The sequence below is a fragment of the Roseateles sp. GW821-FHT09G09 genome, from assembly GCF_059415965.1.
Genome location: NZ_JBWKOG010000003.1, coordinates 546351 through 565577 on the forward strand (window position 1 = coordinate 546351; position 19227 = coordinate 565577).

At 69.1% G+C, this 19227-nt stretch carries 20 protein-coding genes; 11 read left to right on the plus strand and 9 right to left on the minus strand.

Annotated elements, in window-relative coordinates; genetic code table 11:
- Positions 1-43: 43 nt before the first annotated feature.
- The 3 genes from AC07O8_RS10960 to AC07O8_RS10970 form a co-directional block, all read right to left on the minus strand.
- On the minus strand, positions 44-682 hold the full coding sequence (locus AC07O8_RS10960; protein ID WP_495048032.1) for a DJ-1/PfpI family protein: 639 nt from the start codon (positions 680-682) through the stop codon (positions 44-46).
- Between the two features lie 70 nt (positions 683-752).
- Positions 753-1079 (minus strand): GNAT family N-acetyltransferase, encoded by a 327-nt coding sequence (locus tag AC07O8_RS10965; protein ID WP_495048138.1) that lies wholly within the window; start codon positions 1077-1079, stop codon positions 753-755.
- Positions 973-1281, minus strand: coding sequence for a hypothetical protein (locus tag AC07O8_RS10970; protein ID WP_495048033.1), 309 nt, complete (start codon positions 1279-1281; stop codon positions 973-975). Before AC07O8_RS10970 ends, AC07O8_RS10965 begins: the two co-directional genes overlap by 107 nt.
- Positions 1282-1283: 2 nt before the next feature.
- On the opposite strand from AC07O8_RS10970, the gene AC07O8_RS10975 reads away from it, so the two are divergent.
- Positions 1284-1877, plus strand: coding sequence for a GNAT family N-acetyltransferase (locus AC07O8_RS10975; RefSeq protein WP_495048034.1), 594 nt, complete (start codon positions 1284-1286; stop codon positions 1875-1877).
- On the opposite strand, the gene AC07O8_RS10980 is transcribed toward AC07O8_RS10975, so the two are convergent.
- Positions 1869-2672 carry a TlpA family protein disulfide reductase gene (locus AC07O8_RS10980; protein WP_495048035.1) on the minus strand — a complete coding sequence of 268 codons (804 nt, stop codon included), beginning with the start codon at positions 2670-2672 and terminating at the stop codon, positions 1869-1871. The genes AC07O8_RS10975 and AC07O8_RS10980 overlap by 9 nt on opposite strands.
- Positions 2673-2681: 9 nt before the next feature.
- Positions 2682-3095 (minus strand): VOC family protein, encoded by a 414-nt coding sequence (locus AC07O8_RS10985; RefSeq protein WP_495048036.1) that lies wholly within the window; start codon positions 3093-3095, stop codon positions 2682-2684.
- Positions 3096-3194: 99 nt separating this feature from the next.
- Here AC07O8_RS10985 and AC07O8_RS10990 point away from each other — a divergent pair, with 99 nt between their 5' ends.
- Genes AC07O8_RS10990 through AC07O8_RS11000 form a run of 3 tightly spaced genes read left to right on the plus strand, consistent with a single transcriptional unit; the run spans position 3195 to position 4890 of the window.
- The gene (locus AC07O8_RS10990; protein WP_495048037.1) at positions 3195-3839 is read left to right on the plus strand and encodes a LysE family translocator; all 645 of its coding nucleotides are present in this window, start codon (positions 3195-3197) and stop codon (positions 3837-3839) included.
- Between the two features lie 13 nt (positions 3840-3852).
- Positions 3853-4257 carry a VOC family protein gene (locus tag AC07O8_RS10995; RefSeq protein WP_495048038.1) on the plus strand — a complete coding sequence of 135 codons (405 nt, stop codon included), beginning with the start codon at positions 3853-3855 and terminating at the stop codon, positions 4255-4257.
- Between the two features lie 51 nt (positions 4258-4308).
- A complete protein-coding gene (locus tag AC07O8_RS11000) occupies positions 4309-4890 on the plus strand; it encodes a putative glycolipid-binding domain-containing protein (protein WP_495048039.1) in 582 nt (193 codons plus the stop codon).
- A 140-nt stretch (positions 4891-5030) separates the two neighbouring features.
- Here the strand turns inward: AC07O8_RS11000 and AC07O8_RS11005 are convergent, their stop codons facing one another.
- A complete protein-coding gene (locus AC07O8_RS11005) occupies positions 5031-6245 on the minus strand; it encodes an MFS transporter (RefSeq protein ID WP_495048040.1) in 1215 nt (404 codons plus the stop codon).
- A 152-nt stretch (positions 6246-6397) separates the two neighbouring features.
- Between AC07O8_RS11005 and AC07O8_RS11010 the strand changes: the two genes are divergently transcribed.
- Positions 6398-7369, plus strand: coding sequence for a LysR family transcriptional regulator (locus tag AC07O8_RS11010; RefSeq protein ID WP_495048041.1), 972 nt, complete (start codon positions 6398-6400; stop codon positions 7367-7369).
- A 135-nt stretch (positions 7370-7504) separates the two neighbouring features.
- Here AC07O8_RS11010 and AC07O8_RS11015 read toward each other — a convergent pair whose 3' ends face one another.
- The 3 genes from AC07O8_RS11015 to AC07O8_RS11025 form a co-directional block, all read right to left on the minus strand.
- Positions 7505-8488, minus strand: coding sequence for a hypothetical protein (locus AC07O8_RS11015; RefSeq protein WP_495048042.1), 984 nt, complete (start codon positions 8486-8488; stop codon positions 7505-7507).
- A 53-nt stretch (positions 8489-8541) separates the two neighbouring features.
- Entirely contained in the window at positions 8542-10065 is a 1524-nt protein-coding gene (locus AC07O8_RS11020; protein ID WP_495048139.1) for a POT-type proton-dependent oligopeptide transporter, read from the minus strand.
- 290 nt (positions 10066-10355) lie between these two features.
- Positions 10356-13610 (minus strand): Rne/Rng family ribonuclease, encoded by a 3255-nt coding sequence (locus tag AC07O8_RS11025; RefSeq protein WP_495048043.1) that lies wholly within the window; start codon positions 13608-13610, stop codon positions 10356-10358.
- Positions 13611-14423: 813 nt separating this feature from the next.
- Between AC07O8_RS11025 and AC07O8_RS11030 the strand changes: the two genes are divergently transcribed.
- The 6 genes from AC07O8_RS11030 to AC07O8_RS11055 all read left to right on the plus strand — a co-directional run bounded on the left by AC07O8_RS11030 (position 14424) and on the right by AC07O8_RS11055 (position 19207).
- On the plus strand, positions 14424-15425 hold the full coding sequence (locus AC07O8_RS11030) for an RluA family pseudouridine synthase (RefSeq protein ID WP_495048140.1): 1002 nt from the start codon (positions 14424-14426) through the stop codon (positions 15423-15425).
- Positions 15426-15444: 19 nt separating this feature from the next.
- Entirely contained in the window at positions 15445-16101 is a 657-nt protein-coding gene (locus AC07O8_RS11035) for an HAD family hydrolase (RefSeq protein WP_495048044.1), read from the plus strand.
- Positions 16102-16162: 61 nt separating this feature from the next.
- Positions 16163-16549: a Rieske (2Fe-2S) protein gene (locus AC07O8_RS11040; protein WP_495048045.1), complete on the plus strand. Its 387-nt coding sequence runs from the start codon at positions 16163-16165 to the stop codon at positions 16547-16549.
- Positions 16550-16563: 14 nt separating this feature from the next.
- Entirely contained in the window at positions 16564-17634 is a 1071-nt protein-coding gene (locus tag AC07O8_RS11045; protein WP_495048046.1) for a S49 family peptidase, read from the plus strand.
- A 187-nt stretch (positions 17635-17821) separates the two neighbouring features.
- A complete protein-coding gene (locus AC07O8_RS11050) occupies positions 17822-18175 on the plus strand; it encodes a hypothetical protein (RefSeq protein ID WP_495048047.1) in 354 nt (117 codons plus the stop codon).
- A gap of 177 nt (positions 18176-18352) precedes the next feature.
- Positions 18353-19207, plus strand: coding sequence for a ChaN family lipoprotein (locus tag AC07O8_RS11055; protein ID WP_495048048.1), 855 nt, complete (start codon positions 18353-18355; stop codon positions 19205-19207).
- Positions 19208-19227 lie beyond the last annotated feature (20 nt).

The following is a 19227-nucleotide window of genomic DNA, read 5'->3' on the forward strand; positions in this document are numbered from 1 at the left end:
GTCCGTACGCCCGCAGAGGTCTGCGCAGGCAGACCGCCGCGACTCAGCGTCCACCCGCGGTCTGCGCCATCTTCGCGAAGTACGCTGACTTGCCGGTCTTGTTGAGCTGGTACCAGGCCTCAAGCGTCTCGGGCTCGTAGATGTCGAGCGTGTCGAAGATGGCCCGGGCGAAGTCCAGCGCGGACATGCCGCCCGCAGTCAGCAGGCCGCGGTCCGAGACGACGGGTTCGTCGACGTAGCGGTCGCTGCCGCCGTACTCCGCGACGCCCTTCAGGTAGGACAAGGCGTTGCTCGTGTGCTGCCGATCGTCGAGCACGCCGAGCCGCGCCAGGCCCGCCGTCGCGCCGCAGATCGCGGCGACGCGTTTGCCGGCGTCGAGGAACTCCTTGGCCTTCTTCGCGGCTTCCATGTGCTCGCCCTTGTCCCAGCCGGCGCCGCCGGGGAGGATCAGCAGCTCGCTGTCGTCCGGGAACAGCGTCGACAGGCGGATGTCGGGCATCACCGACAGGCCGCCCATCGATCGCGTCAGGTTGGCGCCGGCGGCGGCGACGGTCTTCACCTGCCAATCGCCGGGCGTCTTCTGGAATTCGGGCGTGTTGATGCCCGCGACCGCATAGGCGGCCTCCCAGTCGGCGAAGCCCTCGAAGAGGTAGAGATGGACGGTGCGGGTGGGGGTATTCATGCCGACATGGCGGCAAGGTGCGTGCCCGCCAGGCTTGCCGGGACCGTCGCACCGGGACGTGCTCACCGCGTCAGTGCGGCGGTGACAGGGATCTCGCGAGCCGGACCATCATCGTCTGCGTCAGCTGATTGGGACCGCGCTCGGCTTCGACGTAGCCGTTGCGGGCATACAGGCCGATCAACGGCGAGTTGGTTTCGGAGGTCCAGGTGCAGGCGAGCGGCACGCGGCGTTCGCGGAACCAAGCTTCCGCATGCGTGAGCAGCCGTTGTGCGACGCCAAGCCGACGCGCCTCAGGCAAGACGTAGGTCGTCGAGATCAAGCCGAAGGGCGCGGTGGCGGGCGCGTCGTGTGGCGCGTCGGCATCGGACTCGATGCGATAGATCGTGTGGCCGACGATTGTCGCCGTTCGCGTCCTCGGCGACGATGACCTCCGCGGCTCGGCCGTCCAGATGCCACCGCACGCGGTCGCGCAGCCAGTCCATCGAATACATCGCGCCGCCGGCGTCCTCGCCTTCGACTTCGATCAGCGTCGCGCGCATACGCTCGGCGACGAGGTCGACGGCGGCGGTGTCGGCGAGGGAGATCGAGCGCAGCAGCATGGATGAATGATGAGGAGCGATCCGCCATGTTAGGCGGTCGGCGATTCGGAGACACTCGTGTCATGCCTGCCTTTCCATCCCTGGACGCGCCGCCGCTGCGCCTCGAACCCGTTTCCGTCGAGCATGCCGATGAGATGCATGCAGTGCTCTCCGATCCGTCGATCTATGAGTTCCTCGATGAGGACGAGCCACCCACGCTCGAATGGCTGCGCAGCGCCTATGAGCGACGTGCGAAGGGGGAGTCCCCGGAGGGTGACGAGCTGTGGTTCAACTGGATGATCCGAGGCGACGGCGGACGGTTGATCGGATATGTGCAGGCGACGGTCGAGTCCCCTGAGGTCTGCTGGATCGCCTACGTGCTGACGGCCGAAGGGCGAGGGCAAGGCCACGCGACGCGCGCGGTGGCGGCGATGGTCGACTACCTTCGAAGCACTCAGGCCGTTCAACGGCTTCTCGCGTCGGTGGAGCAGGGCAACGTGCGCTCGATCGCATTGCTCGCGCGACTCGGCTTCGTGGGTGCAGCCACCAAGCTCCACGATGTCTTCGAGATCGATGCCTCCGACCGGCTGTTCGTGAGGCCGTTGACGTCAGCGTAGCCGCGTCAACATCGCCTCCAAGGCCGGCTGCGACAGCTCGCCCGTGCGCTTGCCGACGAGCTTCCCCGACGCGTCGAAGAGCAGCGTGGTGGGATAACCCGCCTGCTTGAACACCGCGCTGGCCTCGCGTCGTTCGTCGATGGCCACGTTGCGCATGTCCAGGCGTTGTTGGCCCAGCCACTTCGACACGTGGGCCGCGTCCTCGCCTTGATTGATGAAGACGAAGCGCACCTCGGGCCGGTCGCGCTGCGCCTGCGCAAGCATCGGCATCTCGCGGATGCACGGCCCGCACCAGGTCGCCCACAGGTTGATCAGCACCGGTTTGCCGCGCAGCGCGGCGAGATCGATGGTCTCGCCGTTCAACTGCTCGAAGCGCAACGCCGGCAGCGGCTCCGCGGCCGGTCGCACGGCGAGCTGGATCTGCCCCGCGATCACGATCGCGGTGCCCAGCGCCAGCGGCGCCGTCGCCGCGATCCGCATCGCCGGCACGTTCCGCAGCTGGAAGGTCGCGTACATCCACATCGCGATGATGCCGACCTCGGGCGACCATCCGCCATCGCGCAGGTTGAGGATGCTGAGCGGGTGCTCGACGTACAGCTCCTTGTACTGGTAGAGGAAGCCGAGCCGCGCGAACACGATGGCGACCCACAGGCTGCGCCACAGCAGCGGTCCGGCGTCCTGCTTGCGCCTGCGCATGAGGAATGCCGCGACCGCCAGCGACGCGGCGACCGCGACGCACAGATGCAGGAAGGCCCAAGGCAGCACCAGGGGCCCGATGGCGACCACCTCGTTCATCGTGCGCGATCAGGTCGCGAAGATCCCGTCCGTGGAGGCGAAGCCCTTGACCTCGATCGGATTGCCCGACGGGTCGAGGAAGAACATCGTGGCCTGCTCGCCGGGCTGGCCGGCGAAGCGGATGCTGGGCTTCAGCACGAACGCGATGCCTTGCGTCTCCAGCCGATCCGCGAGCGCGCGCCAGTCCGGCATCGCCAGGATCACGCCGAGGTGCGGCATCGGCACCAGGTGGTCGCCGACCTTCCCGGTGTTGCCGGTCTTGAACGGCTCGCCGAGATGCAGCGAGATCTGGTGTCCGAAGAAGTCGAAGTCGACCCAGGTGTCGGTGCTGCGGCCTTCCTCGCAGCCGAGCACGCCGCCGTAGAAGGCGCGGGCATCGTCCAGGTCTCGCACGTGATAGGCCAGATGGAACACGGATCGCATGGGGACTCCCGGGCAGGGGTGATCGATCGGACGATCCTAGCCCCGAAGCCCGCGCCGCTAACATCGGCATCCTCTGTGTCGTGCGCTTGGGAGATCGGTGTGGATGTGACCAGTTGGTTGGGCTTTGTCAGTGTGGCGCTGTTCGTCACGTTCACGCCGGGGCCGGCGGTGCTGATGGCGATCTCGAATTCGCTCAGCGTCGGGCCGCGGCGGGCGATGGTCGGCTCGCTGGGCAATGCGATCGGGCTGCTGGCCGTGTCCGCGGCGACGACGGCGGGACTCGGCGTGCTGCTGAGCACTTCGGCCCAGGCCTTCCTGGTGGTGAAGCTGCTCGGCGCCTGCTACCTGATCTGGCTGGGCATCAAGCAATGGCGCCAGGGCGCGCGGATGTCGATGGCCAACGGCGACGCCGCCGCGGCGGAAGTCGCCGGCCTGTCGCGCCGGGCGCTGTTCCTGCGCGGCATCATGGTCGCGCTGACGAATCCCAAGGCCATCCTGTTCTTCACCGCGCTGTTCCCGCAGTTCATGAACCATCCGGAGACGGCGCTGCGCGACTTCGTCGTGCTGACGGTGACCTTCTCGTCCTGTGCCGTGCTGGCGCATGCCTTCTACGTGCTGCTGGCGCGGGCGCTGCGGCGCGGGCTGGCCTCGCCGACGCGGGTGAAGCTGATGAACCGGACCTTCGGCGCGTGCTTCGTGGCGCTGGGCGTCAGCCTGATCGGCTGGCGCGGCCGGACGCAGTGAGCGCGGCGCGGTCATGTTCTCGCACGTGTTCCTCGGCGTTGCCGACTTCGAGCGCGCCATCGATTTCTACGCGCCGCTGATGGCGGTGCTGAACCTGCCGCAGCGCTTCCGCGATGACAGCCGGCCCTGGGCGGGATGGCAGTCGGTGCCCGGGCCGCGTCCCCTGTTCCTCATCGGCCGGCCCTTCGACGCACTGGCGCCCGCCGCCGGCAACGGGCACATGACCGCGTTCATGGCCGACACGCGCGCGATGGTCGACGCGGCGCACGCCGCGGCCCTCGCGAACGGTGGCACCTGCGAGGGGCCGCCCGGTCCGCGGCCCGACTATCACGAGCACTACTACGGCGCCTACTTCCGCGATCCGGATGGGAACAAGCTGTGCGTGGTGTGCCATGAGGCGCCGGGAACGGCGGGCTGATCGATCGAGCCTCCGCACGGCGATTGCCCCGTCCGACGCAAGGAGGTCGCCATGTCGCATCCGTCCCGCACGATCTGCTGGATCCCACTCTGGAATGCCGCGCATGCTGCCACCGGCATCGAGCATCTGACGCTGTCCGACGGCCACGCGGATGGCGTCGTGATCGCGATCGACGACGAGCGGGGGCCGTTCCGCCTCGGCTATCGCCTCGACTGGGACGAGCAGTGGCGCCTGCGCGCGGCGGTGCTCTCGCTGATCGGCGACGCCGACGCGGCGCCCCGCGCGATGCATCTGAGCACCGACGGCGAAGGGCGCTGGCAGGATGGCGGCGGTCGTCCGCTCCCCGAGCTCGACGGCTGTGTCGACATCGACATCTGGCCCACGCCCTTCACCAACAGCTTTCCGATCCGGCGCGTGCCACTGGCCATCGGCGAGCGGCGCGAGTTCCGCATGGCCTGGGTCGACGGCACCGCGCTGACCGTGCGCGCGCGGGCGCAGGCCTATACGCGGCTCGACGAGCGGCTCTATCGGTTCGAATCACTCGACGGGTCAGGCTTCATCGCAGACTTGCCGGTGGACGAGGATCTGCTTGTCCTGGACTACCCGGGCCTTTTCAAACGGCATCGGGACTGAGGGGAAGGTCGCGATACTGCGCGACCCTGCCGACAGTGAGCTTCACCGCATGAGCCGACAGGCCGCGTTCCTCGGTGATCCGGGCCTACCTGGGGCGCGGCGACTGAGCGGTCCTCTCGCCCGCGCCTTGGCTCATGCCGTCACTCGTCGGCGGTGAGCCGCACCAGCAACGCGCCAGCGCTCGCCACCGTCGCCAGCCCGGTCACGCCGACCCAGCCCCAGTGGGTGAACAGCACGCTGCCCAGCGCCGCTCCTGTCGCCATGCCGATGAACATCCCCGTGAACAGCAGCGCGTTGAGGCGGCTGCGCGCGGCCGGATCGAGGCTGTAGACGATCGTCTGATGCGCGACCAGCGCCGCCTGGACGCCGAAGTCGAAGACGATCGCGAGCACCACCAACACGACGATCGCCGCACCGCGGTCCAGCCACGCCGTCACGGACATCACCGCGAAGGACAGCGCCACCAGCAGCGATCCGAGCTTCGTCACCACGCCGGGGCCGCGCTTGTCGGCGAAACGGCCCGCCAGCGGGGCGGCCAGCGCGCCGGCCGCGCCCGCCAGGCCGAAGGCGCCGGAGACCGCACTGCCCAGCCCGAAGCGTTGATGCAGCATCACCGCCAGCGTCGACCAGAAGGCGCTGAACGCCACCGCCAGCAGCGCCTGGGCGATCGCGGCGCGACGCAGCGTCGGCAGCGTGCGCCACAGCCCGCCGAGCGAGCGCAGCAGCGCGCCATACGTCGTGCGCATCGTCGGCGGCGAGGACGGCAGCCAGCGCCAGCTGGCCAGCCCGGCGACCGTCAGTGCCATTGCCGCCAGTCCGTAGACCCAGCGCCAGCCGAGCGCCTGCGCGATCACGCCGCTCATCACGCGAGACAGCAGGATGCCGAGCAGCAGTCCCGTCATCACCTGGCCGACGATGCGGCCGCGGTGCTCGGCCGGGCTCAGCGAGGCGGCCATCGGCACGACGTCCTGCGCCAGCGTCGCCGTCAATCCGAGCAGCGCGCTGGCGGCCAGGAAGGGCGCGAAGCCCGGCGCGAGGCCGCTCAGCAGCAGCGTGGCGATCAGCAGCACGAACTTGGTCAGGATGACCTTGCGGCGATCGAAGCGGTCGCCCAGCGGCGTCAGCAGCAGGATGCCGGCGGCGTAGCCGAGCTGGGTGAGCATCGGCACCGCGCCGATGCCCGCCGTCGAGGCGTGCAGGTCCTCGGCGAGCGGGGCCAGGATCGGCTGGCTGTAATACAGCGACGCAGCGCCAAGGCCTGCCGACGCCGCCAGCAGCACGATCAACGGTGCGGACGGGGTGGCGGGGTCGCGCGGTGCGGCGGCGGCAGTCGAAGGCATGGGAAGGCTGGACATGGCAACTCCCGAAGGATGATTCAAGATGGCGTGAAGAAGAAGCGGGGGAGGGTCGATGAGGACCGAATGACCCGCATTCTTCGTATCCAGGGCCCTGCGGGGAACGGGTCCGGCTCGCACAGCGCCCATACGCGCAGCGTATAAAGCGAGCCATGAATGACGCCAACCGGGACAGCGGCCAGGACCGCCTCGCGCTGCTGCAGACCTTTCTCCGCGTGGCGGAGGCTGGCAGCTTCTCCGCCGCCGCGCTGCAGCTCGCGACCACGCAGCCGACCGTCAGCCGGCGCGTGCAGATGCTGGAATCGCTGCTGGGCGCGCGGCTGGTGGAGCGCTCCACGCGCGGACTCCGCCTGACGGAGGAGGGCGAGCGCTGCGCCGCGCAGGCGCAGGACCTGATCGACGGCTGGCAGTCGCTGGCGGAGGAGCTCGAAGGCGGCGAGGAGCTGTCCGGCACGCTCCGTCTGCGCGTGCCGCATGCCTTCGGGCAGAGCCAGTTGATCGAGCCGCTCGCGGCCTTCCTCACCAAGCACCCGCGCGTGTCGGTGGAATGGATGCTGCAGGACCAGCTGCCGGATTTCAGCCGGGAGAACGTCGACTGCTCGCTGCTGGTCGGTGAGATCAGCCAGCCCAACCTGATCGCCACGCAGCTGGCCGAGATCCCCCGCGTGCTGGTCGCGACGCCGCAGCTCGCGAAGACGCTGCCCAAGGGCCTGGGCAAGCGGCCGCCGGAGGAGATCGCCGAACTGCTCGGTGCGCAGCCGTGGCTGGCGCTGCTGGCGTTCTATCGCGACGGCGTCGACCTGCGCGCCGCGGACGGCGAGGAACGGATGCACATTGCATTCCGTCCGCGCCTGGGCACGGACAGCCTCTTCGCGCTGATCGAATCGGCGCGTCGGGGATTGGGCTTCGCGCTGGTGTCGCAATGGGCGGTCTTCGACGACATGGCCGAAGGGCGCCTCGTGCGCGTCCTGCCCGAATGGTGCGCAACACCGCTGCCGATCTCACTCGTCTATCCGTCTCGACGGCTTCAACCCGCGCGTCTGCGCGCGTTCCAGCAAGTCATGCGCGAAGTGATTCCGACGATGCGCGGCATGCGGGAAGTGCGGCGGCGCGCGAAGACATGAGCGTCGACCGGTTGCCCGCATGAGCTGCCAAAGAAGAAAGAAAAAGACCGCCCGAGGGCGGTCTTCTTCATGGTGCCGTCGAATCGCCAGATCAACGGCGGAGGGCGGTGATCAGCCCTGCATTCAGTCCTGCATTCAGCCCTTTGCAGCGGGCTTCGCCGGCGCCGCCGGCTTCTTCGCCCCCGGCGGCAGTGCCTTGCCGGTACCGGTCATGGACATCTCCATGTCCATGCGCATCTTGTTGCCCTGCGGGCCGGCCATGTCCACGCCCATCGTCATCGCCATGGTGCTGCGCACCATCAGGCGGTCCGCCAGCCGCAGGTCCATCTTGCCGCGGCCCGAGCCGGTCATCGCCCCTTCAACCGGACCCGCCGCCGACGCCGCCGCCACCGGCGCCGAGGCGCCCGACGCCGCCTTCGCTGGTGTCGGCACCGCGAAGCTCATGTCCATCCGCACGTCCACGTCGAAGGACGCGACGCCCTTGTTCACCGCCGTCAGCGTGTACTTGCCCAGCAGCTTGCCCGCCTTCGCGCCGGCCATCGGCAGGTTCATCTCGATCGGCATCTCGAGGGTCTCGCCGACCTTCAGCGTCTTGCCGTTGAACTTGCGCATCCAGTCGAAGCTCTGGTTGAAGATCTGTTCCTGCATCTCCTTGCTCAAGGCCTGCGCCTGCGCGGTGTTGGCGAGCTGCAGATCGATCTTCTCGAACTGGTCGTCCTTCAGCCGCGCGCTGAAACGCATCGGCCCCTGCTGCGGCAGCGGCCGCGCCTGCCCCGTGCCGTCGCGCATCTCGCTCTTCAGCGTCGTGACCTCGGCATTGAGCGTGTAGGCGCCGTCCGGCGCCTTGGCCGTCGTCGCCAGCTCCTGGCGCATGCCCATCTTCATGACGATCGGCATCGAGGCCTTCATCTGCGCCATCTGCGCGCGCTGCTGCTCGGTCGCGTTCGGCGGCAGGTCCATGGACATGTTCATCTTCATGTCCATGCCGATGTCGATCTGCTGTCGCGACGACGGCAGCGGCACCATGTTGAGCTTGACGCTGTCCTGCGCCATCGCGGCGGGCACCGCCACCGCGGCCTGCACCGCCAGCGCGGCGACGATTGAAAGGATCCGTGCCATGTCCGTGTCTCCTGAAGCTGTCTGAATTTGACTGAGTCTGACTGAAAGGGCCGTCAGCCCCGGTAGTTGTCCTGCATCCGGTACCCGCGCGCATACAGCGCGAAGAGCAGCGCCGCCAGCAGCGCGAAGCCGGCGAAGAAGAACATCTGGAAGGCCGTGACGCTGGTGCCCGTGGACTGGATGTAGGCCGTCACCGCCGCGCCCTTGACGCTGGAATTGGCCAGCAGCACCCACAGGTTGCCGATCGTCACCGACAGGTTCCAGAAGCTCGTGATCACGCCCTTCATCGCCAGCGGCGCCTGACTGTAGGCGAACTCCAGGCCGGTCGCCGACACCAGCACTTCACCCAGCGTCAGCAGCGCGTAGGGCAGCACCTGCCAGGTGATGTCGACCGCGTGGCCGCCGTCGATCCACAGCTGCAGGCCGCCCACCACGATCCAGGCGATCCCCGCGAACGCGATGCCCGCACCCATGCGGCGCAGCGCCGTGACCTTCAGGCCCAGCCTGGACAGCAACGGATACAGCACCAGGTTGTTGAACGGGATCAGGATCATGACCAGCGCCGGATTCAGCGCCTGCATCATCGAGGACTTGAACCACTCGGGCTTGGCCATCTGGTCGGCCTGCAGCACCCAGGTGGAGGCCTTCTGGTCGAACAGGGACCAGAACGGCGTGACCAGCGCGAAGAGCACCAGCAGGCGCAGCACCGTGCGCACGCCTTCGACGGCCTCGTCCGGGTGCACCGCGCGGGCGCGCTCCAGCTGCATCCAGGCGCCGACGCCGCCGAAGCCCATCACCAGCACCAGCGCCGAGCAGAAGGCGATCACGAAGCCCAGGTTGGGCGTCAGCAGCAGCGCGCCGACCGCCAGCACCACGCCCATCCCCGCGACGAACAGCCCGCCGCGGCCCTGGCCGGGCGCCTGCGACAGCAGCGCCGTGCGCACGACCTTCAGGAAGCCGTGCGGGTCGCGGTGCGACACGCCGGCCGGCACGTGCGTGTACTTGCGGCGGCCGCTCCAGAAGATCACCGTGGCGAGCAACATCAGCGCGCCCGGGATGCCGAACGCGACGCTCGCGCCGAACCTGTCCAGGAAGATCGGCATCAGCAGCGACGCGAAGAACGAGCCGAAGTTGATGATCCAGTAGAAGGCGTCGAACACCTTCTGCGCCAGCGTGCGGTTGCTCTTGTCGAACTGGTCGCCGATGAAGGAGCTGACCAGCGGCTTGATGCCGCCCGAACCCAGCGCGATCAGGAACAGGCCGAAGTAGAAGCCGCGCAGGTTGTCCTCGAAGATCGCCAGGCAGGCATGGCCGGCGCAGTACACCAGGCTCAGCCAGAAGATGGTGTTGTACTTGCCGAAGAAGCGGTCCGACAACCAGCCGCCCAGCAGCGGGAAGAAGTAGACGCCGATGACGAAGGTGTGGAACACCTCCTTGGCCTCGCCCTTGCGCAGCGGCTCCGGGATGGCCAGCAGCAGGCTGGTCATCAGGAACACCGTCAGGATGTTGCGCATCCCGTAGAAGCTGAATCGCTCGCAGCCCTCGTTGGCAATGATGTACGGGATCTGCGGCGGCATCTTCGGCGCGGCTTTCGCGCCTGCCGCGTCGCCCGGCTGGGCGGCGATGGTGGAGGAGGTGTTCAAGCGTCTGTCTCCGTCATGTCCCGGGGCGCTCGTGACGCCCCAAAAGGAAAGCCGCCGAGGGGTGTCTCGGCGGCTGTCGTGTTCCTGCTCGTACCTTCGTCTGACACCCTCGCCCCGCTTGCGGGGAGAGGGAGGGGTGAGGGGGCGCCGTCAGGCGCATCAGCCGTGGCAGGCCCTCACCCCCCGCCCTCTCCCGCAAGCGGGAGAGGGAGTTCATGCCGTCATCAAGCTTCGAACGGAAGCTTGATCTGGTTGAGGTCCTTGCGGGTCTCGACCAGGACCAGCGGGCCTTCGTCGACCACCACCACCGGCGCGGGCTCGCGGCCCAGCGGGGCGGCGGCCGGCTCGGCAGCCATCGCGGCCTTGGCGGCGGCGATCTTGTCGGCGTCGCTGTTGACCCAGACCAGGCCGGCACCTTCGGCGACGGCGCTGAGCTCGGTCATCGGCAGCTCGAAACGAGGCACCGGGGCCGGCGCTGCTGCCGCAATGGCAGGTGCAGCGACCGGAGCGGGGGCCGGGACCGGGGCCTGGACCGGCGCTGGCGTCGGAGCGACAGCGGCCACCGGCGCCTGCGCCGGTGCCTGCTTCGGCTCGTCGCCCAGTTCCAGCTGACGCGGCGCGGCGCCGGCATCCAGCACGATGCCGTCCAGCGCGGCGATGGCCGGCGTGGCCGCCACATCGCGCTCGGCAATCACGCCATCGGCAGACACGCCGTCGGCAGCAGTGCCGTCGGCCGGTGCACCTTCACCGTCGCGGCGGTCGCGGCGATAACGGTCGCGACCACGGCCACGACGGCGGCCTTGGCCGTCCGCGCTGCCTTCCGCGCCTTCTTCGCCAGCCGGGGCGTCGCCCTCGACCACCGGAGCGGCGGCGGATTCGGCGCCTTCAGCGAACGAGGTGTCGCCGGACTGGGCCTGGCCTTCGACCAGCGCGCCCTCGACCTGCTCCGCGCCCTCGACGCCTTCGCCGCGATCACGGTTGCCGCGACGACGACGACGACGGCCTTGGCGCTCGTCGCCGGCTTCGCCCAGCGGGTTCTCCAGCGGGTTCTCCAGCGGCTGCGTGTCGGCGAACGCGATCGGCGACTCGACGTTGGCGGCCTCGGTGCCGGCCAGCGCGCTCAGCTGCTCTTGCGAAGCCTCTGCCGGACGCTCCTCGCGACGGCGGCGGCCCTCGCCGCGCTCGCCCCGGTCACCGCGCTCGGCGCGGTCACCACCCCGTTCGGCACGTTCGCCGCGCTCCGGACGATCACCGCGTTCGGTGCGTTCGGTGCGTTCCTGACGCGGTGCGCCGTCGACAGCCTGTTCCGGCTTGTCGGCGCGCTCGTTGCGACGCGGACGGTCACCGCGCTCGCCACGTTCGCCGCCACGTTCACCGCGTTCAGCACGATCGCCCCGCTCGGCGCGCTCACCACGCTCGGCGCGGTCACCGCGTTCCGGACGCTCGGCGCGGCCTTCCTGCTGCGGCTTGCCTTCGCCGCGCGGCTTGCCGTCGCGGGCCTTCTGTTCACCACGCTCGCCACGTTCACCACCGCGTTCACCGGCAGCGCGTTCACCACGCTCGCCGCGTTCGCCACGGCGATTGCGGTCGCCGCCACGGCCGCCGTTGCGGTCGCGATCACCGCCACGTTCGCCGCGTTCACCGCCACGTTCGCCGCGCTCGCCACGTTCCTTCTTGGCGGGTTCGGCCGCCTTGGCCGCGGGGGCCGGCGCCGGTGCGGGCGCCGGTTCTCCACCGAACAGGCTCTTGATCCAGCCGAAGAAGCCACCACCGGCGGCCACGGGCGCGGCCGGCGCGGTCGGCGCGGCAGGCGCCGCCACCGGGGCCGCAGCCACCGGCTCGACGGCCTTGGGCGCGGGCGCGACGGGCATCGGGGCCGGCTGCTCGGGCAGGATGCCCTTGATCAGCGGCTCCTGCTTGTTCTTTTTCTCGGCGCCGCGGCGGGTGATGCTTTCCTCTTCCTGCTGCTCCTCGATCATCGTGTAGCTCGCCTGCAGGTTCTCCAGGCGGGGATCGTCGTGGCGCAGGCGCTCGAGCTTGTAGTTCGGCGTGTCGAGGTGACGGTTGGGCACCAGCAGCACGGTGACGCGCTGCTTGAGCTCGATCTTGGTGATCTCGGTGCGCTTCTCGTTGAGCAGGAAGCTGGTCACTTCCACCGGCACCTGCACGTGCACGGCGGCGGTGTTGTCCTTCATGGACTCTTCCTGGACCATGCGCAGGATCTGCAGCGCGGAGGACTCCGTGTCGCGGATGTGGCCGGTGCCGTTGCAGCGCGGGCAGGTGATGTGGCTGCCTTCGCTCAGCGCCGGGCGCAGGCGCTGGCGGCTCAGTTCCAGCAGGCCGAACTTGCTGATCGAGCTGAACTGCACGCGGGCCCGGTCCTGGCGCAGCGCGTCGCGCAGGCGCTGTTCGACCTCGCGGCGGTTCTTGGACTCCTCCATGTCGATGAAGTCCACGACGATCAGGCCGCCCAGGTCCCGCAGACGCATCTGGCGCGCGATCTCGTCGGCGGCTTCCAGGTTGGTGCGGGTGGCGGTCTCCTCGATGTCGCCGCCACGGGTGGCGCGCGCCGAGTTCACGTCCACCGAGACCAGCGCCTCGGTGTGGTCGATCACGATGGCGCCGCCCGAGGGCAGGTTCACCGTGCGGCTGAAGGCCGTCTCGATCTGATGCTCGATCTGGAAGCGGCTGAACAGCGGCGCGTCGTCGCGGTAGCGCTTGACCTTGTGTGCCGTCTCCGGCATCACGTGCGACATGAACTGGTGGGCCTGTTCGAAGATGTCGTCCGTGTCGATCAGGATCTCGCCGATGTCGGCGGTGAAATAGTCGCGGATCGCGCGGATCACCAGCGACGACTCCTGATAGATCAGGAAGGCGCCCTTGCCGCCCGACGCTTCGTCGATGGCGGTCCAGAGCTTGAGCATGTAGTTCAGGTCCCACTGCAGCTCGGCGGCGGAACGGCCGATGCCGGCGGTGCGGGCGATCAGCGACATGCCCTTGGGGTACTCGAGCTGGTCGAGCGCGTCCTTCAGCTCTTCGCGGTCCTCGCCCTCGATGCGGCGCGAGACGCCGCCGCCGCGCGGGTTGTTGGGCATCAGCACCAGGTAGCGGCCGGCCAGCGACACGAAGGTGGTCAGCGCCGCGCCCTTGTTGCCGCGCTCTTCCTTCTCGACCTGGACCAGCAGCTCCTGGCCTTCCTTGATCACGTCCTGGATCTTGGCGGAGCGCACATCGGCGCCTTCGCGGAAGTAGGTGCGCGAGATCTCCTTGAACGGCAGGAAGCCGTGGCGGTCCTCGCCGTAATCGACGAAGCAGGCCTCCAGCGACGGCTCGACGCGCGTCACGACCGCCTTGTAGATGTTGCCCTTGCGCTGTTCGCGGCCTTCGATCTCGGTCTCGAAGTCCAACAGCTTCTGTCCATCGACGATGGCCAGGCGACGCTCTTCCTGCTGCGTCGCGTTGATCAGCATGCGTTTCATCAGTTCTCCTCCGCGCCAGGGCCTTGCCGCTGACGCGCGTGCTTCAGAACCGCCGCCGGAGATTCACCGGCGGGCGATTCGACCGATGCACGAGAAACACGAAAGAACCAATGAAAGGATCGCCCTGGACTGCAAATTGAACGGCTCGTTCGACCGTTCAGCGATGCAGCGTTGGCGCGCGCGCCGCAGGCCCCGGGTCGGCTGTTCCGGTCCTCAAGCGCGCCGACTGAGGCGCGACCCGACCACGGCCGGAGCCTGGCGTGTGGACGAAGCCAACACGCGCTCGCAGGCGGCGGGGGGTGGAATGGACCGAAGAAAACATCCGGAATCGGAGCCTGGGTGCTGACGTCAGCGCCGGGGCTTGGGGCCCGTCTTCTGTCGTCGTGAAACCTTGTTGTACTGCCCGCGCCGCCTGCCGACATCCTGGAATGCGACCGGCCGCGTGGGCATGGTTCTGACGATGTTGCTCTGCCGTCCGGCCTCGGCGCCTGCCCGCTCGCTTTGGGAAGCGGGCCCGACGACGATGACCTGACGTTGCATCACCAAAAGTGATGAGCAGCCTACTCACAATCGCTGCTCACTGCCACGTTCTCGTCGACCTCGAACGCGCACGTCCGAGTAAAATGAGAAAAATCAAATACTTACAACGGAAACGTGGCAAGCAGCATTATAGGGGCTAAAGCCCGCAAGGCCGCCCCAGGGACTGCCCGCAGTGCCACGAGGGCCCCGGCGCCCCCCAAACCACGCTCGACGCCCGGGACGGCACCGGTCAAGCCGGCCGTGCCGCCGCCCGCGCCGCCGCCCGCGCCGGTCATGCCGGCCCAGGTCCGTCAACTGACTGTCGACGAGGGCTCCGCCGGACAACGGCTGGACAACTTCCTCATCCGCGAACTCAAGGGCGCGCCCAAGACGCTGGTCTACCGGATCATCCGGTCCGGCGAGGTGCGCATCAACAAGGGTCGCTGCAGCGCGGACTCGCGGCTGGAAATCGGCGACATCGTGCGCGTGCCCCCGGTGCGGCTGGCGGAGAAACCCGCCGAGCAGGCCGCCGCCGTCCCCGCCCGCGAGTTCCCCATCGTCTTCGAGGACGAGCACCTGATCGTCATCGACAAGCCGGCCGGCGTGGCGGTGCACGGCGGCTCGGGCGTGAGCTTCGGCGTGATCGAACAGCTGCGCCGCGCGCGGCCGCAGGCGAAGTTCCTGGAGCTGGTGCACCGGCTGGACAAGGAGACGTCCGGCCTGCTGATGATCGCCAAGAAGCGCGGCGCGCTGACGCACCTGCAGGACCAGTTGCGCGACCGCGAGACCGGCAAGACCTACGCGGCGCTGGTCGCCGGCACCTGGCCGAAGGGCAGGAAGGTCGTCGATGTCCCGCTGCTGAAGTTCGTCGGCAGCGACGGCGAGCGCTGGGTGAGGGCGGTGCCCGATCCCCAGGATCCGCAGCTCGACCAGGCCAAGCGGTCGATCAGCCTGGTGAAGGTCGTCGAAAGTTGTCCAGGCGCCGGCAAGGGCGCCGAAGGCGGCGACCCCGGCGGCTACAGCCTGCTCGACGTCACGATCAAGACCGGCCGCACACACCAGATCCGGGTCCACCTGGCCCATGAAGGCCACCCGATCGTCGGCGATCCCAAGTACGGCGACTTCGAGGCCAATCGCGCACTGGCCCGGGGCGCGTTGCGCTTCGACCGGATGTTCCTGCATGCGCGCGCGCTGCGCGTCGTGCATCCGGCGACCGGCGAGACCTTGACCCTGGCGGCGCCCTTGCCGCCGGAGTGCGAGAAACTCCTGGCCGCGCTGCGCCGCCCGGCGCCCTGACGACTTTCCGCGGATCCCCATGCCTCAACGCTTCGACCTGATCGTGTTCGACTGGGATGGCACCCTGTTCGACTCCACCGCGCTGATCGTGCGCTGCATGCAGGCCGCGGCCGCCGACCTCGGCCTGGAGCCGCCGTCGCGCGAGAACGCCGCCTACGTCATCGGCATGGGCCTGATCGAGGCGTTGCAGTACGCGCTGCCGGGCCTGGACCCGGCGCGCTACCCGGAACTCGGCCAGCGCTACCGCCATCATTACTTCGCGTCGGCGCACGAGGTGACGCTGTTCGACGGCGTGCCCGACCTGCTTCGCGACCTGAAGGCGCGGCACCATTGGCTGGCCGTCGCGACCGGCAAGAGCCGCCGCGGGCTGGACGAGGCGCTGGCCGCCGTCGACATGAGGACGCTGTTCGACGGCACCCCCACCGCGGACGAGACCGCCGGCAAGCCCAATCCGCAGATGCTGCTCGAACTGATGCGCGAGTTCGGCGCCGAGCCGGACCGCACGCTGATGATCGGCGACACGACGCACGACCTGCAGCTGGCGCGCAATGCCGGCTGCCCGGCGGTGGCGGTCACCTACGGCGCGCACGAGCACGAATCGCTGCGTGGCTTCGAGCCGCTGCTGGTCGCGCACGACGTGCCGACGCTGCGCGAGTGGCTGCTGGCCCACGCGTGACCGCCTGCCGATCCGTTCCCGATCACCCTCCGACCCTTCCTGCCTTGCGGATCCCTTGCGAATGACGCCCGAGCCCGACCTGCCCCCAGTGCCGCTGTGCGCCTCCTCCGAGCTGGAGGAGCGTGGCCGCGCGCACACCTTCGACGTGCTGCAGTTCCGCCAGCCGGCCTCGGCCTTCGCGCTGCGCTTCGACGGCGAGGTCGTCGGCTACCTCAACCGCTGCGCGCACGTGCCGACCGAGATGGACTGGCAGGAGGGCGAGTTCCTCGACAGCAGGAAGGAATACATCATCTGCAGCATCCACGGCGCGGTGTACCACCCGCGCGATGGACGCTGCGTGACCGGCATGTGCGGCCGTTTCGGCCTGACCAAGCTCGACGTGCGCGAGCAGGACGGTCAGGTCTTCTGGTATCCCTCGCGCGACACGCGACCCGTGTTCGAGGATTGAGTTTCGAGGATTGAATGAACCCCAACGACGACCCCGGCGCCGGCAGCGACCTGCCGCGCCCGATCCCCGACGCGACGGCGCGCCCGGAAGACATCCTGAAGGCCACGGCGCCCGCCGCGTCCGCGCCGTCCGTCCCGCCCGCGCCGTCCGCACCGGCGGCGCCCGGCCGCTACGAGCACGTGATCGAGCAGTTCGCGCATGACTACCTGCGCGACCGCCGCAGCGACCGGCGCTGGAAGACCTTCTTCCGGCTGATCTGGGTGTCGGTGCTGCTGCTGTTCATCTGGTCGATGTTCTCGGCGAAGCACCATGGCGGCGCGACGACCGGGCCGCACACCGCGCTGGTCGAGGTGCGCGGCGAGATCGCGCCCGACACCGAGGCCAGCGCCGAGCTCATCAACGCCGCGCTGAAGGCCGCGTTCGAGGACCCCGGCTCGCAGGCGGTGGTGCTGCGAATCAACTCGCCGGGCGGCAGCCCGGTGCAGTCGGGCATCGTCAACGACGAGCTCAAGCGCCTGAAGGCCCTGCACAAGAAGAAGGTCTACGCGGTGGTCGAGGAGATCTGCGCCTCCGGCGCGTACTACATCGCCGCGGGCGCGGACGAGATCTACGTCGACAAGGCGTCGGTGGTGGGCTCGATCGGCGTGCTGATGGACGGCTTCGGCTTCACCGAGGTGATGAAGAAGGTCGGCGTCGAGCGCCGCCTGATGACGGCGGGCGAGAACAAGGGGATGCTGGATCCGTTCTCCCCGGTCACGCCCAAGCAGCAGGCCTATGCGCAGGCGATGCTGGACCAGATCCACCAGCAGTTCATCGCGGTCGTGCGCGAGGGCCGCGGCACGCGCCTGAAGGAAACGCCGGAGATGTTCTCGGGCCTGTTCTGGAACGGCGAGCAGGCGATCCAGCTGGGCCTGGCCGACGGCGCCGGCAACCTCGACTACGTCGCCCGCGAGGTGGTGAAGGCCGAGGACGTCGTCGACTACACGCCGCGCGACAACGTCGCCGAACGCATCGCCAAGCGTTTCGGGGCGGCGATGGGCGAGGGCGCGGTCAAGGCGATGCGGTCGACGATGTCGATCCGCTGATCCGGCGATCCGCTGATCCGCTGATCCGCTGATCCGGAGATTTGATCTCCGGCGATCCGATCTCCGGCGGAAGAGGACTACGGCACGGCATCGATGCCTCGCGTCGCCAGGCGGCGCGCGGCCGATGCGCGACCCGGCGCGTGAGGCGCCGGGCGCCTGACTGTCCGATACCGAAGGAGAACTTTCCATGACGATTCCATCGCTGCCGACCTCGATGGTCGAAGACGATCCTGCTCAGCAGGCGCAGCAGTTCATAGAGGCGGTCTTCAGCCAGTCGACCCTGCACTTCGAGATCGGCGGGGAGTGGGTCGACTTCGACACCGCGCGTCTCCTGGCGGTGTTGGACGACCCGCAGGAATCCCTGCTCCGGCAGACGATCTCGAACGCGTTCCTGCCAGGCAACGACGATGAGGTCCAGGCGGCCCAGGCACGGGCGGAGCTGATCTTGGGCGAGGCAGTCAAAGCCGACCCGGCCGTCGCGGCGGGCTGGTCGCCGCCCAACGTCCCGATGTCGCCCGAGCAGGGCCACGCGGTGCTCTGATCCCCCGCCGGTCCGGGGAGCGACACGACGACCGGCTTGCGCCTGCCGGTCCTCCTGTCCGTGAGGGGAATGCCTGACAATGGGCGGTCGACCCAGCCATTGCCGCAGGCGCGCCTCCCGCGCATCGCGGCAGCGCCGCCAGGCCTGTTCACACTCCCTGCTCCCAGGACTGTTTCCATGAACATTGCCTCCCGCGGCACCGTGCTGGCGCTGCTTGCCCTGCTTTCCCTTCTGCTCGCGGCTTGCGCCTCGTCCACGACACGGACGGCGCCGGCTTCCTCCCGGATCGAGCCCGAATTCGTCCTGCTCGGCGAGCTGCACGATAACCCCGACCACCACCGCGCCCGCGCGGAGCAACTGCGACAACTGATCGCGCAGGAGCCGAAGACGATCGTCGTGTTCGAGCAGTTCTCGCGCAGCGAGGATGCCGCCGTGGCGGCGGCGCGCAAGGCGACGCCGGGCAACGTGGACGCCGTCATCGACGCGGCGAAGTTCGACCGCCAGGGCTGGCGCTGGCCGCTGCATCGGCCGCTGTTCGACGTCGCGTTGCAAGCCGGCGCGGAAGTCCGAGGCGGCAACATCGATCGCGACCAGATCCGCAGGATCGTCCGCGAGGGCGACGCCGCCTGGCCGGCCGATCTGCTCGCGCTGCGCGATCGTGTCGCGTGGCAGGGCGCGCAGCAGGACACGCTGCGCAAGGACATCCAGGACGGCCACTGCGGGGCCATGCCGGAGGCGATGCTGCCCGGCATGGTCCAGGCGCAGCGCGCGCGCGACGCCGCGATGGCGCAGGCCATGCTCGACGCGCGGAAGTCGGGCGCGAGACGCGTCGTGCTCATCGCCGGGAACGGCCATGTGCGACGCGATGTCGCCGTGCCGGTCTACCTGCAGGCGGCCGGCGTGCCGGCGTCGGACATCGACGCCATCGCGTATCTGGAGCCCGGCGGCGCCACGCCCGCCGGCGGCTACGACCGCGTCGAGCGCGCGCCCGCGCCGTCGCGTGAGGATCCGTGCGCGCAGTTCAAGCGCTGATCAGACCGCGGACGGAACGG